Source organism: Vreelandella rituensis, from assembly GCF_003336665.1.
GTDB classification, from domain to species: Bacteria; Pseudomonadota; Gammaproteobacteria; order Pseudomonadales; family Halomonadaceae; genus Vreelandella; species Vreelandella rituensis.
Window position 1 is genome coordinate 216,210 of sequence record NZ_QPIJ01000001.1, and the last position, 16,598, is coordinate 232,807.

A 16,598-nucleotide genomic window follows, 5' to 3' on the forward strand; every position below is an offset into this window, starting at 1 on the left:
GAGCGCATGATGAATAAACCCTTATTGCCCGGGCAGACCGCCTTCATATTCGACCCCGATCAGCGGCGCATCGAGGCCGTCGATCTTATCGATCCATTGCCCGAGGCTTGCCAGCCGGACGCCCCTTTCGAGGACAAGGTGGCGCTGGCGCTGGAGAGCTTGGTCCGGCACATGGCTGAGGGGTATCACCTAATCACCGGCACTTCCTACGGAAAAGACTCGTCAGTCACCAACGCCCTGGTGTGCGCGGCCATGCACCGGGCGATCGAGCAAGGCATCAAGGTGCCTCACGCTATCTTCGCCCACGCCGAGGTGGGCTACGACAATCCCGTGATGGAGCAATACGCCTTGGGTGAGGCAAACGCCCTTAAAGCCTACATTGAGAAGCATAACCTGCCGGCCAGCGTCGAGGTTCAGTCACCGTCGCTGAGCAATGATTACATGGTCAATATGGTCGGGGGTCGCATGACCGCGACGATGCCGGGACAGGGCCGAGCCTGCGCCGATATGCTCAAGGTACAGACCAACAAGCAGCTCAAGCGCCGGTGTAAGTCACTGCTGCCGGGCAAGACCATCAACGTCGTTGGAAAGCGCTGGTCGGAAAGTGCTTCTCGGGCTCAAAATATGGCCGCCTCGGGCGAGCGCCCCGACCAGTTCGTGACCAACCGTGACGGAGAACGCCTGCTCTGCCCCATCGCCCACTTCACCCTGGATGATGTCGGGGAACACATCGGCATGACCAAGATGGCGCGTCAGTCCAGCGATGTGGCCGCTTTTGCGGCCTATGCCACCTACAGCGATTTCGAGGCCTTGACGCAGGTGTACCGTGACGGCAATGGCGGGGAATGCATGATCACGGCCTTTGCCAACGGCAAGGCTTCGTCTGCTGGATGTGGTCAGCGCTTTGGATGCTGGAGTTGTTCTCAAATCGAAAACGACCGCTCGATGGAGAACATGGTGGCTGAGAGTCATCCGCACTTGAAGCCCTTGCTCGATATCCGTCAGGCCATCGTCGATAACCACTGGGACCCGGACAAACGCAGCTGGCTGACCCGGGAACCCAACGAGTTCGGCGAGCTGGAAATCGGCCCCAACGCCTACAGCCCCGAGTTCTGTCGCGAGCTTCTGCGCTTCATCATCACCGCCCAGGCGAATGAAGAGGAACGCGCTGCCCAGGAAGGCACGGTGCCGGCCTTTCAAGTCTTCGATGAACGCAAAGTGATGGCGATACAGGCGCTATGGTCCCGATACGGCTATCACGAGCCGTGGGCGGCCTTGAGTGACTGGCACGCCATCTACAACGGCAAGCGTTACTACCCCGAGGCTCGCGACGAGCCCGCCCTGCGCCAGGATTTCCCCAGCATTGCGGCGAAGGACCGGGCGCGTTTCCCGTTGACCGTCTTCACCGGCAAGGACGCGCCGGCGCTGCAAAGCATCGCCTGGAGCTTTGCCGGGGATTGTGTGCCATGGGAGGGCGACGGCCCCGACCCCCGGCTGGAGACCCAGGTGCCGCTCAACAGTGGCCCTCTGTTTGATGTCGATGCCGAAGGGGCGGAGCTGTTCGTCTGGATCATGGGGCCGGATGTCTTGAAAAAAGCCCGCGACCTCGATCCCTTGATGGCATTGAAGCAGACCGAGCCTGACGTTTACCAGCGCTTTGCCGAAGCAAATCCCGGTCTTTTGCGCGATATCCGCAATCAGCAAGGTTACCCGCCCGGAACGCATCATGCCGATGTTGTCCGGCAAATGCTCTCCGTGGGCTTTCTCAGCATTCGCAAAGGCGATCGCGACGACTGGGAGCGCAAGCTGACCGTGGCGGACAGCCTCGCATGGGGGGAGGTCTCTCAGATCATGGACAACCCCAAGGCGCTGCAGTATCTCGGCTACTCGATATCACGCTATGGCGGGGATATCGCTCCGCATATTGATAAAGCCGCGGCCATTCGTCTGTCCGATCAGGCTAAAGCACTCAAGGGTGACCCGGCACGCCCCGACCAAGGGGTGTCTCGGTTTGCCCGCCAATCCGGCTTGGATCTTTAAGCACACCGCTTAGGCTCGATGTGGCTGTCGCATGATGCCTGCCTGCCAGAACCGCTGGCGCTGACATCATTCTGGTATAATGATCACAACATATTAATTTGCGAGGAAGCGACGTGAACAAGTCAGACACCGGTACGGATGACCAGATGCAAAGCGCGGACATTGCCGACGCCCTGGCCGCCCAATCGCGCCAGCAGACCCAGTTGATGAACCAGTGGGTGCAGGGCGTCATGGCGGATCGGCAAAGCGAGCGTCGGGCCAAAACCTTTCGGCGCCTGCTGGGGTATTCCTTGTTGGCGGGGGTTGCCATTTTCTATGCGCTCTTGCTTTCCGGCAGCCTGAGTGTTTTTGGTGGCGGCAAGACTCAGAAAACCCCGCACGTAGCCGTCGTGAAGGTCGAGGGACAGATCTCCTACGATAGCCCCGCCAGCGCAGACAACATCATTACCGCCCTGCGCTCAGCCTGGCAGGCCCCTAATGCCGAGGCGGTCCTCATCCGGATCAATAGCCCCGGCGGCTCTCCGGTACAGTCCCAGCGCATCTATCATGAAATTCTGCGACTGAAATCCGAAAGCCTCACCAACAAACCCGTCTATGCGGTGATCGAAGACATAGGCGCCAGCGGTGCTTACTATGTGGCCGCAGCGGCAGACGAGATTCGCGTCTCCCCTTCCAGCTTGGTCGGATCCATCGGCGTCATTCAGTCAAGCTTTGGTGCCAAGGACGCCATGGAATCACTGGGTATCGAGCGGCGTGTCTTTACGGCTGGCGATAACAAGGCATTCCTCGACCCCTTCCGTGATGTCACCGAGGATCAAGTCGATTTCTGGCAGGGCGTGCTGAACACCGTCCATCAGCAGTTTATCGCGGACGTGAAAGCCGGGCGCGGCGATCGCCTCAAGGACGATAAGGATGTTTTCAGCGGCCTTATCTGGTCCGGAGAGCAGGCCGTCGCGATGGGCTTGGCCGACAGCATCGGTGACAGCAGCCAAATCTCCAGGGAGCTGTTCGATGGAGAGCATCGACTGGTGGACTACACCCCGAGCCAGCCCTTGTTCCAGCGGGTCGTTCGCCAGATTGGCGTGGTCGCCATGGATCTGATGAATGTGTCGCACAGTGAGACAGGACTCATGATGCGGTAAGCGTTCCCGGTCATTGCATTGCTTGAATGGGCAGACCGACTCAACAAGGCCGACATATCGTGAATATGCCGGCCTTTTTGTTGCGTTCATTCCGGCTTGCGCAAAGCGAGAAGATAAATCAATACGAGTATAAACCTGGGTTATTCATGACGCAGGCCTGAAAATAAGAATGGCGAATGGTATTATCTAGGTAAATCAGTATGTTCCGCCAAGAACCTGACCCTAGAGGACCATTCGCCATGGGTGAAAGATTACCGTCCTGGTCGCCGACCTGCAACGGCGCCGTTCATGTCCAGTTAAGTAGCGATGCCACCACCAGTGATGCTGGCGGATTAATACTCCGCGAAGCGCTCGATATCAGCGGCGTGATCAGCGCGCTTGACTATCACCTGGTGGATCCGCGTGATCCTTTGCGCGTACGTCACTCGCTGACCAGCCAACTCCGTACCGTCGTGCTGCAGCGAGCCATGGGATGGGGCGACTTGAGCGATACCGACGTACTGGGTCACGACCCGCTCTGGCGGTTGGCNGCTATCTCGCTTGATCACCTGTCTGAGTGATCCAGATAACCTCGATACGGTGCATGAAGGCTTATTACGGTTGGCGATCTGGCGCTTGAACAGCCTGCCGGACGTCACGCCTTACACGGCCAATACGCCGATGACCCTCGATATCGATGGGCTGCCCATCGAGGTCTTTGGTCGCCAGGGTGGCAGTGCCTATAACGGCTATGCGGGTGCCCGGATTTACTCACCCCTTGTCGCCTCCATCGCTGAGACCGGTGACATGGTGGGCGGCTTACTGCGAGAAGGGAATGCCGGCCCGGCAGAAAACGCGGATACCTGGATCCCTCACCTCGTTCAGCGCCTGATGGAGGGCACCAATCGCGACGTGGATCAGTTCCGTGTCCGTCTGGATGCGGGCTTCACCGATGGCGAAACGCTACGCGCGCTCGACTCAAAGGATATCGCCTATCTGGGGCGATTAAAGAGCAATAAAACGTTGCTGACACTGGCGGCACCCTATCTCAAACGGCCGCCCGGGCGACCACCGGAGACACCGCGGGAGTGGTGCCATGACCTGGACTACCAGGCCGGTAGTTGGGAGTCTCCGCGGCGTGTGGTGTTGATCGTGCAGGAAAAAACGGATGACCTGCTGCCGCATGCCTTCTTCCTGGTAACAAATCTAAGTCGCTATCATTACCCGGCGGAGAAGGTCCTGGCACTTTATCGCAAGCGCGGCAAGGCGGAAGCCCACATGGGCGAACTCAAGTCGGCCCTTGATCTCCATTTATCCTCGGCAGATCGAGGGCACTTAACGGTGCAGGACGTCATGGCGCGCAACCAGGTTAACCTGTTGCTGAGCCTCTATGCTTACCAGGTGCTGCACAGCGTGCGTTGCTTGATGGAGCGACATACCGGGCAGGGCTGGAGCCTGGTCAAACTGCGTGAACAGGTGTTGAAAGTGGCGGCGACCTTTACCACGCATGCTCGGCAAATCCGAATGCGCCTGGGAGTCGCGGCTGATAAATGGTGGCCACGCCTGTTAGCGGGTATTCGACGACTGCGACCGCTGCCAGACTGACGTTAGCAAGCTCGATGGTGTAAGGGCAGTAATCGGCGAATAGCCGAGAACACGCAGTGGATAAGTGACTGTTATTAATTAATAAAAGTGATAAAAACAGGGTGCAGCATAACGATGTTGCATAGTGCGCGCGTCGAGAAGACGTCAGATAGCCACAAAGCGCCCATCACGTAATCGTAAAGCGCTAAAGAATGGCGCTACCGCCGCCGTGATGAATTAGGCGGGATAAATGGTGTCAATACAGAAACATCGCCTTTTTCACTTTCTCAATTGAGTCAGCTCAGCATGCCGAATGGCTCTCATTTCTGGGACTAAGCGGCACTTCAAAATTGGATTTTTTCGCTGACTATCCTTTCCTGCGCCTCAGTATTTGATATGCCGAATTGCAAGTGAGCAAAAGCAGCGTATTAATGCTGAAGTCTGATACGGTGTGATCGGACTCATCCGTATTCCTGGTCAAAAGTAGCTAAGCATTCTCCTAATTTGCGAGAATTGCTTTTACGACATGATGGCAAGGTTTCAGCAGCAAGCCGGGGAAGAGGCTTCTTGAAGCTCCCAGCTCGACGGATGGCAAAGCGACCACAAAAAGCAGTGATTCAAAAGGAGAAGGGCGTGGCTGATAAGACATCCGAAATTTTTTCCCGGCTAGACACCATGAACGAGCATGAGCTACGCCGCCTGCTGGTTCAAGAGCTTACCCGCAAACCCTTGGGGCTCGTATGGGAGCGCGATGCCATCGAGCATGACAGAGCTTTAAACGCCAACGTTGTCCTGCCTCGCGTAGACCCTACCCTTTCCCACCTCGAGCCAGGCGCCAGCACCGGCAACCTGATTATCGAGGGGGATAACTTTGACGCCCTGCGGTTGTTACGCAAAACCCACGCCGGCAAGATTCGCGTGATCTACATTGATCCACCATACAATACGGGTTCGAAGGACTGGGTATATAACGATGACTATGTATCCAAGACGGATCGCTACCGACACTCCAAGTGGCTTGAATTCCTTTATCAGCGTTTATCTTTAGCCCGTGACCTGCTTACCTCGGACGGGGTGATTATGATCTCGATTAATGACGATAATAGGGCGCATCTTGAGTTACTGATGGATCAGGTCATGCCGGGCCGTCGAGTAGGCAGCTTAGTGTGGAGGACCCGAGACACCACAAGCGCAAAAGGCCGTAACTTTAGCGATGTTCATGAGCATGTGCTGGTGTATGCCGGCAATGATTTTGCATTTAATGGCCAGCCAAAGACTCAGAAAAAGTATAAAAATCCTGATGATGATCCACGCGGCCCCTGGAATGGAGATCCGCTGACATTAGCATTTGACCGATTTGATCGGCCTAATCTCTATTATCCTCTTTACAATCCAGAAACAGATCGATGGTATGCCTGTGATGAGAGTCGAGTTTGGGCATACGCTTCAGAAGCTCGCCTAAACGCTGGGCAATCGCTTCAAGCAGAAACAATGGAAGAGTTTATTAACCGCAAGCAGATACTATTTCCAGCAGATGAGAAAGTTGTCATCTGGAAAAACTTAGAAGAGATTCATGCCGCGATTGACTCCGGCGATGTTCCTGTCACTCCTAAACGAAAGCGTCCGCTTTTTTCTAGGGATACCCCAAATCTGGAGTTTTGGATCGGCAAGAAGATTGGGTTTGGTCGGCCGCTTTTCAAGAAGTTTTGGAAAGACCTTAGAAGCCATACGAACCCCCTGAGCTCTTGGATATTTCGTGTTAACGAAATGTACGATGATGAAGATTATGCTGCTATTACGTCACCCAATGCGGGCGAAGGGACAGAATTAATCCAATCAATCTTTGGACGCAAGGTATTTCAATATCCTAAGCCACCTACGCTGATAAGAAATCTATTAAGTCAAACATCTAATGGCAATGACATAATTCTAGATTTTTTTGCTGGCAGCGGGACCACTGGTCAGTCAGTGATGGAGTTGAACGAACGCGACGGCGGCAACCGACGTTTTATTCTTTGTTCCAGCACAGAGTCAACAAAAAAAGAACCCAACAAAAACCTCTGCCGCGATATTTGTGCTGAGCGTATCCGCCGCGTGATGGCTGGCCAGAAAGGTATGGAGGCGTTGGGTGGCAGCTTTGCTTACCTCACCCTGGACCTGATTGAAGAAGCTGACCTCGCCCTGGACGTCACCCCCGAGCACGCCCAAGCCATGCTGTCGCTGCGAGATACCGGTGCAATGCACCTTCCCACCGAAGACGCCATTCTAGACGTGGGCGAGTTGGAGGGGGTCGCCATACTGGTATGTCGTACAATCAATACGGCAGTGGTCGAGCAGCTGACCGCCTGGCCTGCCCGACGACTGGTCGTCTACTCCCCGCGCCCCGGAAGTCTGCAGGATGCCCTGCCTGGGGACATGGATGTCGAGTGCCGCTCGATTTTTGAAGTGTTCCGGCAAGTCAGTACCCCTCACCCGGCCGATATGGAGGTGGTGTGATGAACCAAGCGCAAAGTATTGCCGCCGCTGTCACCACCGCCCAAGGACCGCACCTGCTACCGGAGGCCTTTCAGAGCACGCTGATCGACAACCTCACAAAGGCACATCTCAGTGACCGTGAACCGCCCTGCCTTTTGCGTGCACCTACCGGCTCGGGCAAAACCTTCATGCTCTCGCAGGTCATGGATAAGGTGACCCGGGCCAAGCCGGTGATATGGTTCTGGTTCGTTCCTTACACCAATCTGGTTATCCAGACGTTGGACGCGCTCAAGGGCAACGCGCCTGCGCTTGCACCGGTGCTGTTCACTGATGGAGTCAACCAGGAGCCGGAGGCGGGCCAGGTGCTGGTCTCCACGACCCAGGGGGTATCACGAAAGACGTGGCGTACCGCGGGTTACAACGCCGGGGGTGGCGAGTCCGCCCGCACGCCTGCCGCCTTTGTGGCACTGGCGCGTTCAATGGATCTGGAGATCGGCGTTGTCGTGGATGAGGCCCATATTGCGCTTGATGATGCCACCGAGTTTGGTCTATTCGTCAAGTGGCTAGATCCCAAGTACCTGGCCATGGCCACCGCCACCCCCAAGAGCCAGCGGATCAACGATTTTCTCAGTAACGCCGGCCGCTCAAGCTTCGAGTCCTTCAATATCAGTCGTGACGATGTGGTCAAGGCGCGCCTGAACAAGGCCTACATTGAGGCGGTAGTTTATGACTTGAGCGATCAGATCAAGGAAGTGGCCGACTTGAAGGCCACGGTGATTCGTCAGGCATGGGCGCGCAGCAAAGCTCTGGAAGCCGAATTGCAGTCATCAGGGGTATCTAACCTCACCCCCCTGTTGCTTGTGCAAGTGGACAATGGGGATGGCACCATCGAGGAAGCGGAGCGCCTTCTGATGCGCGAATGCGGAGTGCCTCCCCAAGCCATTGGCAAGCACTCGGCGGACGCCCCCGATCCGGTCATGATGGGGTCAATCGCCAACAACCCCTCGATACGCGCCCTAATCTTCAAGCAGTCCGCCGGAACCGGTTTCGATGCTCCTCGAGCCTTTGTGCTGGCCTCCACCAAGTCGGTCAACGATGCTGATTTCGCCATGCAGTTCATCGGCCGGGTCATGCGGGTGGCAAAGGAAATCCGAGCAGTCTTCCCGAGCTACAGTGACATCCCAGGCCCGCTGAATACCGCCTATATCTATCTGGCCAATGCGGAAGCGCAACTCGGCTACCAGGTGGCCGTCAAGTCAGCCATGGCGGTCAAGAGCTCCTTGGAAGGGCAGACGGAAGTCATGGATGAGCGGAAAACGCGCAGCGGCGCGACGGCTTTCACCAATCGACCCACTTCGCAAGGCGTCCTCTCGCACCGAATGGGTATGCCTGGCGCGACGGCCACGAACACTTCGTCACCCAGCTCTACCCAGACGTCTCCCGGGGGGGCGACACCTTCACAAGGTGATGGTGCGACGGGACAGACACCGGCATTGGCTCCCGATGATCAAGGCACGCTTTTCGGGGCATCCGTGGTGGACCCCATCGAGGAAGACAGCCAGGCGCCCCCACCCCCCTTGCCTCAGGAAGCCGAAAACTGGGATGACTGGGTGACACGGCTTGCTACGCTTGGCATCAGTGTGTATCCCCTGCAAAAAGACCTGCCCGAAGTACCGGGCTTCCTGTATAGCGAGAAACGCCCAGATGCCATGGCGATGGGCGCGATTACTCGCCGAGCGGCGACTCGGCTTTCTATCTCGCCTTCCGCCCAAAGCGACGCCCTGCGGATTGCTCGCAATAAACATCGCGAGCAAGAGCGCCACATCGATCTTACCCAGCAGAAGAAGGTTACCAATAAGCGGGTTCGCATCATGATGGATCGCAATGCGCTGGCTAAGAAGGCAGCGGCGGTGCTCGAACGTTTGCCGATGATCGAGGAAGAGGATCAAGTCGAGCTGGTCAAACTCCTGGCCAAACGGATGGAGGAGCCTTTGCGAGCCGCACTGGAGGACGAGGCGGATGAGGCGCCAAGCGAGATCGAGGTCACCCGCATGGCCCGCTTCGCTGCTCACTGGTTGGTATGTACCCAAGCCGCCGCGCTTGAGGAAACCCTCTGGGATGGAATTGCTTCGCATGCCAATACCGTGCAGAGCGAGCCCTTGCCGGATGCGGTGCTGTACGCCTCGGATATCGGACTGGCCCCTTCCATGAAACACCTTTACGGGGTCATGCCGCCGACCAAGGAGCAAGCCCAGGAGCTGCATCAGGTGCTTCCCTTCATGGAGCGTGATCTTTTAACACGCAAGGAGTGGCGCTTGAATGACCGCCTGGTAAGCACGACCGTCTTCGACTTTTCCTTTGCCATGAACAACGACGAGCGCCGGTTCGCCGAAGCGTTGGATCGTGCTGACTTCGTAGCCTGGTGGTTCCGCAATCCCGACCAGAAGCGGTTTGGCGTCAGGCTGGTGCGAGGCGAACATCGCAACAATTTCTACCCCGACTTCGTGGTATGCGTCGAGCATGTGCCGGGCGAAACGCCGATGCAGCGCCTGGTGGAAACCAAGCATGACGTTAAGGATATCCGCAACAAGGGGCGTCATACCCCGCCGAAATACGGCGAAGTTCTCTTCGTGACCAACGACAAGGATCGCTATTACCTGGTGTCCAAGGAAGGCGCGATCGGGGAAGAAGTCGACTTCTCCAACCTATCTACGCTCTATCAGAAGCTGCAGATCACCGCTCCCTGATTCCCCTGAGAGGCGCCTGCCGTAAAGGTGCCTCTCTTATCGTTCCCCCAGCCCATCGGTGTGTCATCGAGCCCCGATGGGCTCCGGCTGGCATCTGCCTTTTCCACTGACATCTGAGTTCGGGTGTTGGGGCATTTTTCGCAGCCTTGATTAAACAACACGCTGTCGCCTAAACTGTATCTTCATACAGTGCTTTAAGGCCGTTCGACATGCCGCTCGCCAAGGACAACACACCCCTACCTCTCGCCTGCTGCGGCTTCGGTTCACCGGCGCTGGACTTTGCCGAGCCCCCGCTTTCCCTGGATGACGTCACCTGCCTTCGCCAGCCGAGCACTTTCTTGATGCGCGCTGTGGGTGACAGCATGACGGGGCTTGGGATTTATCCCGGTGATGTGCTGGTGATCGACAAGGCAAGGACGCCTGGCGACGGCGATATCGTGGTAGCCGTTGTCGGGGAGGGTTTTTTGGTCAAGCAGCTGCGGCTTGTGCCAACACCTTCACTGCACTCCGCCAATGCGGCCTATCCCCCACTGGTGATCGGCGAGGACAATCCGCTGGAAGTCTGGGGGGTCTGCACCTGGAACCTGCATGCCTTGCTCGGCAAATGTGGGGTTAGCTGATGCGACCCGCCCCGCCCGCCATTTCAATTATAGATGTGAACTCATGCTATGTAAGCATTGAGCTTTTGTTCAAGCCTTGGCTGAGGAATCGTGCGTGCATTGTTTTGAGCAACAATGATTCAGCCTGTGTCGCACGTAACTCTCATGCCAAGGCGCTGGGCATTCGCATGGGGCAGCCCTGGCACGAGATCGCGCACCTGGTTCGCAGCGGCCAGGTGCACGCCTTCAGCAGTTGCTACGAACTTTACCAGGACATGAGCAACCGCATCATGGCCGTGCTCGCCACCCAGGCCCCACGAATCGAGGTCTATAGCATCGATGAAGCCTGGCTGGATTTGTCCGGGCTTCCCGAAAGCGAGTATGCCGCCTGGGGGCGTGACGTTCGCGATACGGTATTACGACAGGTAGGCATACCCGTGGGGGTGGGGATTGGTCCCACCAAGACGCTGGCCAAGCTTGCCAACTGGGCCGCCAAGACCTGGGCGCCCAAAACCGGCTGGGTGGTCGATCTTTCCGACCCTTGCCGCCAGGCGCGCTTGCTCAAGCTGGCGCCAGTGGAAGAGGTCTGGGGCATTGGCCCGCGCTTGACCCGGCGATTGGCCGATATGGGCGTGAAGACCGCTTGGGAGCTTGCCAAGATGGATGCACGCCTGTTGCGCCGTATCTTCGGTGTCACCGTCGAACGCACGGCCCGTGAGCTTGCCGGCGAGCGATGCTTCGAGGTGGGTGAATCCCCCGGCCCTAAACAGATGATCGCCGCCACGCGCAGCTTCGGCCGTAAGATCACTCGCTACGAAGATATTGCCGCGGCAATTGCCACTCACACCGTGAGAGCTGCGGCCAAGTTGCGCGCCCAGGGGTCGCTTTGTCAGTGCCTTCAGGTCTTCGCTCGCACCTCGGCGTTTGCCAAACAGGGCCAGTCCTACTCGGGCCAGCGGATCGTGGCCTTGCCCTGCCCCACGGATGACAGTCGCACCCTGGTTTCCGCCGCCCTCGAGGGACTCGCTCACTTGTATCGGGAAGGTCCTCGGTACGCCAAGGCGGGGATCGTGTTATCCCAATTTGTTGCAGGCGATCGCTACACCCCGGATCTCTTTGCGCCACCGCCAAGGCCCAAAAGCCACGATCTGATGCGCGCCATGGATGCGATCAACGCAAAAATGGGGCGGGCCACCGTGCGACTTGCCCGAGAAGATGCTGGCCATGGCTGGCAGATGCGCCGTGAGTTGCTGAGTCCTCGATACACCACCGTATGGGAAGATCTGGCGCCTGCCGGCTAGCTTTCACCTACCTCACCTGTTTACGGCTTGCCAAATCGCTTGTGCTGGTTACTGCATAGGTTTTATTGAACAACTAACCCTTTAGTATTATTATAGCATCACACTTTTTAATGGCTTTGTTCTTTGATCATTTCTCAGATGGGCAACTCTTCAAGTCGCTACTTCTCTCTTATCAAGATAAAAGGCCCTGCTATCTCCCTCTTTACCCGGCGAAGAAGGTGAAGTTCATGTCCTGTTCGTTATATCAAACCCTTGAGGTGGATGTTCGGGCTTTGAAGAAAAAAGCCTGGCAGCACAAGCGCCTGCACGGCCTTACTCACAACCAGGCCCTCAATGGTCTGGCGTTGGAGCTGGGCTTTAACTCGTGGTCTGACTTCACTTGTCGTCACCGTAAAGCCCTGGAAATCGCTGCTAAGGACATGTCGCTGTACAGGCTTTATGCGTCCTATCGCGTAGCGGCCTTGCATATAATCGAATGGATGGCGCGGCGTCTCAAGAACCAGATTGACGAGGCACTGGCGAATCCCGCTGTGCTCGAGCAAAGAGCGCATACCCCGAGCAATACGGAAATGACCGCCATGGCACGGGGGCTGACCATCCGGGGGTGGCGGTTGAAACCCGAGGCTTACGGTGGGGAGCTCTACTGGGCGGTCAGTGATGAGTTTGAGCGCCTTGTGGCGTTCATTGATGCCACCCATCCCGATGGTGCTCCCAGGGTCTGTTTTCGAGTTGACCCCGCAGCGGGCTTCCCGGCTGCAGAGCTCACCCTGGGGCGCTGTCGTACCGCGATTATCCAGACACTGGAATCCCTCAGACGGCATGCCTGCTGATGACAGAGATCAGTGGCTTCTTGCGTTTTCCAGCAAAAAATACGCCTGATAAGCGCACCTGACCCCTATATAGGTATCATGGAGGGAATGCCCCTCACCGTTCATGGGTCACCAGGGAACCATTATGCAAGCCACGCAGCAGCAGCAGTCCATCGTTGAGCTTGGTCAGCAAGGCGTAAACCTTCAGGTGAATGCCCTTGCCGGCACCGGTAAGACATCGACACTGGTGATGCTGGGTAATGCACTGGCGCCGCGGCGGGGACTGTACCTGGCATTCAACAAATCCATCGCCGTAGAGGCGCAGCGCAAGTTCCCGTCTAGCGTCAAGGCCAGCACCATTCACTCCCTGGCATTTCGCGCCGTGGGGCGCCATTACGCCCATCGGCTTGAAGGTGGTAATGGCGGGCGTCTGAATCCCGTGCGTCTGCTTCATCACTACCGTTATGCAAGTGTGGGCAACGTCCCGCCCTTGACGCGGGCCGGTTTGGTGAAGACCACGCTGAACACCTATCTCGCCAGCGTCGATCCTGAGGTAAGCGTGGCCCACCTGCCCGCCCGCGACATCAGCCGAATGACACGTGCCAAGGCGTGGGGGCCTGCGGACATCGCCGGCTTCCAAGCGACACTTGTGCAAGACGCGCAGCGCCTCTGGAAAGACATGCTAAGCGAGTCGAGCGGCCTGCCCATGAGCCATGATGGGTACCTGCGCCTGTTTGTGGACTCAGAGCCGGATCTTGGGGTTGATTTCGTCTGCATTGACGAAAGCCAGGATTCCAGCGAGGCCATGCTGCGTCTTCTGCAGCTGCAGCCCTGTCAGCAGATCGTGGTGGGCGACCCCAACCAGACGATCTACGAGTGGCGTGGGGCTATCAGCATCATGGATCGCATCGAGAATGCCCAGACGAGATACCTCTCCCAAAGCTTTCGATTCGATAACCGGATTGCGGGGGCGGCCAACGAGGTGCTGCGTCATTTGGGCAATGAGGTGTTGATGCTCGGTTATGACATGGATCGTTCGCGGCTTGAGGGACGCGGGCTGCTCTATCGCACCAATTCCGGCGTTTTCGGCGCCCTTATGAGCCGCGGGGTCGAAAGCAAGCAGCGGTTGCATGTGGCCGGCGGGGTCCAGGATCTGCGCATGATGCTCGATGCCGTGGAACAATTGCAGCGTGGTCAGGCAACCCAGCACCCTGACTTTATCGGTTTCGACAATTGGGTTGAGGTCGAGGAAGCGGCCGAGGCGTATGCCGCACCGGCCGAGCTGCGTTTGGTCGTGCAAGTCGTCAGCAAATTCCCGATGAAGAAATTGCGCAGTGTGCTCGACCTGGCCTCAACGGTGAAAGAAGAAGATGCCGACATCCTGGTATCCACCGCGCACAAGTTCAAAGGCCGCGAACAGGCTGAAATCGGATTGGGGTCTGATTTTCAGTTGCCGGAAATTAACCCTTTGACACAGGAAGCTGCACCGAAGGCAGAAGAAGATCGGTTAAATTACGTCGCGATCACCCGTGCCCAGCGCCAGCTTTACGGCGCCAAGGAGATGATCCACGCATACATCAAACGCAATGAGATGCAGGCCAACATCGACAAGCTCGCCGACCTACCCCCTCTTGAGCGGTTACAGGCCAAAATCAAGCTGGCGCCTGAAGTGACAAAGAGCACGGAGATGATGGAGCATTTTGTCCGCAATCTCAGCAAAGAAGAGCGTGAGTGCCTTAACACAAAGCCATCCACCCATGACCTAAGGGCAGTGTCTGAGAAGCCAAGCCCCAAGCCCATCAAGCCTATGGGAGTGGGACCGTCTCTTTGATTTCAGGCAAACAGGCAAAAAAAACCGACCCACTTGGAGTCGGAAAGTATCAGCATTAAAAGGGTGTCGTCCATGACAGGGAGAACAGGAGGCGGCTCTAAAGCGAGGAACCGTTTTTAGCCAAGGGAAGCACAACGAGGTCATACAGTTTCAAATGCGCTTTCCTTGACTAAAGAGTCCAGACAACAGGGACACCGAATGCAACCCAACCCTTACGCGCTCAACGCTGTCTGGACAAACTCAGATTAGCTTCAACCATTTCAGATGTCAACACCACTGCATTTGTTTTTATGAATCCCTCAAGGCAAGTTGGCGTCCGACTCTCATGATAGTTTGCTTGGCTTCTCATGAGCCCAGCGCCCTGGCGAACCAGGCATGCCAGTAGTCAAATCCTACCAGAATCGGATAAATCATAAGGCCTACAGCGACAATCTTTGCGCCTGACATACTCATTTCTCCTTAAATAGCGGCCGTGTTACTCAGATTCGGCGAGGTACTGCCTTTGCATGGGTAGTGGTTGTTCCAGGATGAGGCGCTACGTTGATCTGGCATCCTGTCCGGCCTTCCCAATGGCCCTCTTCTGGCTGTTTGGCCAACACGGTATGCCGGTGTTGTCGCCGGAGAGGCTCGTGTACCTGCTGGTGCGGATCTGGCATTGAGCGCTGCGCTTTCGCTGGCAGGCATCAATGATGAACTTGTCGTCATGGTCGGACGTGATCCCCAGGAAAGAACCGCCGCTGCCTGTCGTATGGAAGGTACCGATGACTGATCTCGATGCGGGGGAGTCATCATTTGATGAACATCACCCACAGCCCCGTCACCAGCAGGAGCAGTGGCAGCCCACCCCACATCAAGTCGCTCAAGACGCCGATCCCACGGTTGCTGAGCTGCACCAGGCGAATTCGAACGACCTGCCTTTTCAGCTTTCGCTCGAGGGTCTGCGGCGGGAGTGCCAGGTAGTGTTCCAGCGGGGTGTGGCGTGATGGATCGGTCATGGACATGTTCTCCAGTGTTCAATGTTGTCAGTGCAAGCTTGCGCAGTGATGACATGCTTGGCAACCGTGTTTTCGCAGGGCCGCCGCGCTCGGCGACGCAGCGTGCCGGCTTGGTATCGGTTCTAACGGCCTGTGCCAGCCAATTCTTTACCTTGGCACCCTGCGTGGTCACGCCCTTCACTGCGCAAGCGGCCACTTGAGCTTCTGGTGCCATGGTAACTGGTGCGGCGATCGCATCATCCGTGGAGGATACCGGACGTGCTTCAACGGCTGCGACTTCTGCCAGACGTTGCTCGGTGGCACGCGTCATCTCAGCAAGCTCCTGAATGCGCTTCACCAGCTCCGGAATCACGATCAGGTTGGCGGCATCGCCATGGTGCAGACGGTCGATCACGCTCTGGGCGACGTCGGGCTCTGCCAGAGAGCGTCCGGTCTTCTTATCGATCACCCGGGTAACGCGAGCTTCGGCCTTGCGGTACTGGCCTTCATCATCAAAGCCCTTCAGGTCCATCTCACTGATGTTGCCCTCAAAGGCGTCACGGACGTCATTGATCGACGCCATCTCGTAAAGGTGCAACATGGTTACTTCCAGCAAATCGGCAATCTTATCGCGGCTTTTGAGTATCCGCTCCTTGCCTGCCCCTGGACTGATGAAGTCCTGAGACATGATGTACTCCAGGCTTTCTCTTTCAATCGAGGGGTGCGCCTCGATAGGGCCGCCCAGAATGTTCTTGGCCTGGAGGCCTGTCAGCAGGGCCGGCAACGGTACCGCGATGATCCCTTTCTCGGGGACAATGCGAATGGCAGGCTGTGCAACACCGCCGGTGAACACCACATCGACGTGCTTCATGTCCAGGTTCAGGCGCAGCCATGCCTGACGATAGGCGCCCTCACGCTCGCGCAGAAAGGGCGTAGGCTGCTTGTCCCATTCCTGGAACACGGATGAAAAGGTGGTTTCGATGTTTTGCTGAATGGTGATGCTCACGGGGCACCTCCTGGACTGTATATTGGTTGCTGTTATTCTATATACTAGACCACCGGGCAAGGCAGCGCAACCCGCTATTTACATTTTCTGGTATTCTGGTCAGTAAATAGA

Annotated in this window: 9 protein-coding genes and 1 pseudogene; 9 read left to right on the forward strand and 1 reads right to left on the reverse strand. The window is 57.0% G+C overall.

Translation table 11 applies throughout. The annotated features are described in order from the left end of the window. Window positions 1–9 precede the first annotated feature (9 nt). The 9 genes and pseudogenes from DU506_RS01175 (at window position 10) to DU506_RS01215 (ending at window position 14,507) form a co-directional block, all read left to right on the forward strand. The gene (locus tag DU506_RS01175; RefSeq protein ID WP_114485126.1) at window positions 10–2,040 is read left to right on the forward strand and encodes an adenine nucleotide alpha hydrolase family protein; all 2,031 of its coding nucleotides are present in this window, start codon (window positions 10–12) and stop codon (window positions 2,038–2,040) included. A 113-nt stretch (window positions 2,041–2,153) separates the two neighbouring features. Continuing rightward, window positions 2,154–3,182: a signal peptide peptidase SppA gene (sppA, locus tag DU506_RS01180; protein ID WP_114485127.1), complete on the forward strand. Its 1,029-nt coding sequence runs from the start codon at window positions 2,154–2,156 to the stop codon at window positions 3,180–3,182. Between the two features lie 200 nt (window positions 3,183–3,382). Further along, window positions 3,383–4,766: pseudogene (locus DU506_RS01185) on the forward strand (IS1380 family transposase). 612 nt (window positions 4,767–5,378) lie between these two features. After that, complete coding sequence (locus tag DU506_RS01190) at window positions 5,379–7,241, forward strand: site-specific DNA-methyltransferase (RefSeq protein ID WP_181870655.1); 1,863 nt, start codon at window positions 5,379–5,381, stop codon at window positions 7,239–7,241. After that, window positions 7,241–9,967, forward strand: a complete 2,727-nt coding sequence (locus DU506_RS01195) for a DEAD/DEAH box helicase (protein ID WP_114485129.1) — start codon at window positions 7,241–7,243, stop codon at window positions 9,965–9,967. The genes DU506_RS01190 and DU506_RS01195 overlap by 1 nt, the downstream gene beginning before the upstream one ends. 209 nt (window positions 9,968–10,176) lie before the next feature. Next, complete coding sequence (locus DU506_RS01200) at window positions 10,177–10,587, forward strand: LexA family protein (RefSeq protein ID WP_114485130.1); 411 nt, start codon at window positions 10,177–10,179, stop codon at window positions 10,585–10,587. Continuing rightward, window positions 10,587–11,867 (forward strand): translesion error-prone DNA polymerase V subunit UmuC, encoded by a 1,281-nt coding sequence (gene umuC, locus DU506_RS01205; protein WP_114485131.1) that lies wholly within the window; start codon window positions 10,587–10,589, stop codon window positions 11,865–11,867. Before DU506_RS01200 ends, umuC begins: the two co-directional genes overlap by 1 nt. Before the next feature lie 227 nt (window positions 11,868–12,094). Beyond that, window positions 12,095–12,697 (forward strand): hypothetical protein, encoded by a 603-nt coding sequence (locus DU506_RS01210; protein WP_147273718.1) that lies wholly within the window; start codon window positions 12,095–12,097, stop codon window positions 12,695–12,697. A gap of 124 nt (window positions 12,698–12,821) precedes the next feature. Further along, window positions 12,822–14,507: a UvrD-helicase domain-containing protein gene (locus DU506_RS01215; protein WP_181870656.1), complete on the forward strand. Its 1,686-nt coding sequence runs from the start codon at window positions 12,822–12,824 to the stop codon at window positions 14,505–14,507. A gap of 459 nt (window positions 14,508–14,966) precedes the next feature. On the opposite strand, the gene DU506_RS01220 is transcribed toward DU506_RS01215, so the two are convergent. Next, window positions 14,967–16,487, reverse strand: coding sequence for a hypothetical protein (locus tag DU506_RS01220; RefSeq protein WP_114485134.1), 1,521 nt, complete (start codon window positions 16,485–16,487; stop codon window positions 14,967–14,969). Window positions 16,488–16,598 lie beyond the last annotated feature (111 nt).

Coding starts and splice junctions, on each gene's coding strand:
- DU506_RS01210 (WP_147273718.1), top strand. CDS start 12,095: ATGTCCTGTTCGTTATATCAAACCCTTGAGGTGGATGTTCGGGCTTTG.
- umuC (WP_114485131.1), top strand. CDS start 10,587: ATGCGACCCGCCCCGCCCGCCATTTCAATTATAGATGTGAACTCATGC.
- DU506_RS01195 (WP_114485129.1), top strand. CDS start 7,241: ATGAACCAAGCGCAAAGTATTGCCGCCGCTGTCACCACCGCCCAAGGA.
- DU506_RS01200 (WP_114485130.1), top strand. CDS start 10,177: ATGCCGCTCGCCAAGGACAACACACCCCTACCTCTCGCCTGCTGCGGC.
- DU506_RS01215 (WP_181870656.1), top strand. CDS start 12,822: ATGCAAGCCACGCAGCAGCAGCAGTCCATCGTTGAGCTTGGTCAGCAA.
- DU506_RS01175 (WP_114485126.1), top strand. CDS start 10: ATGAATAAACCCTTATTGCCCGGGCAGACCGCCTTCATATTCGACCCC.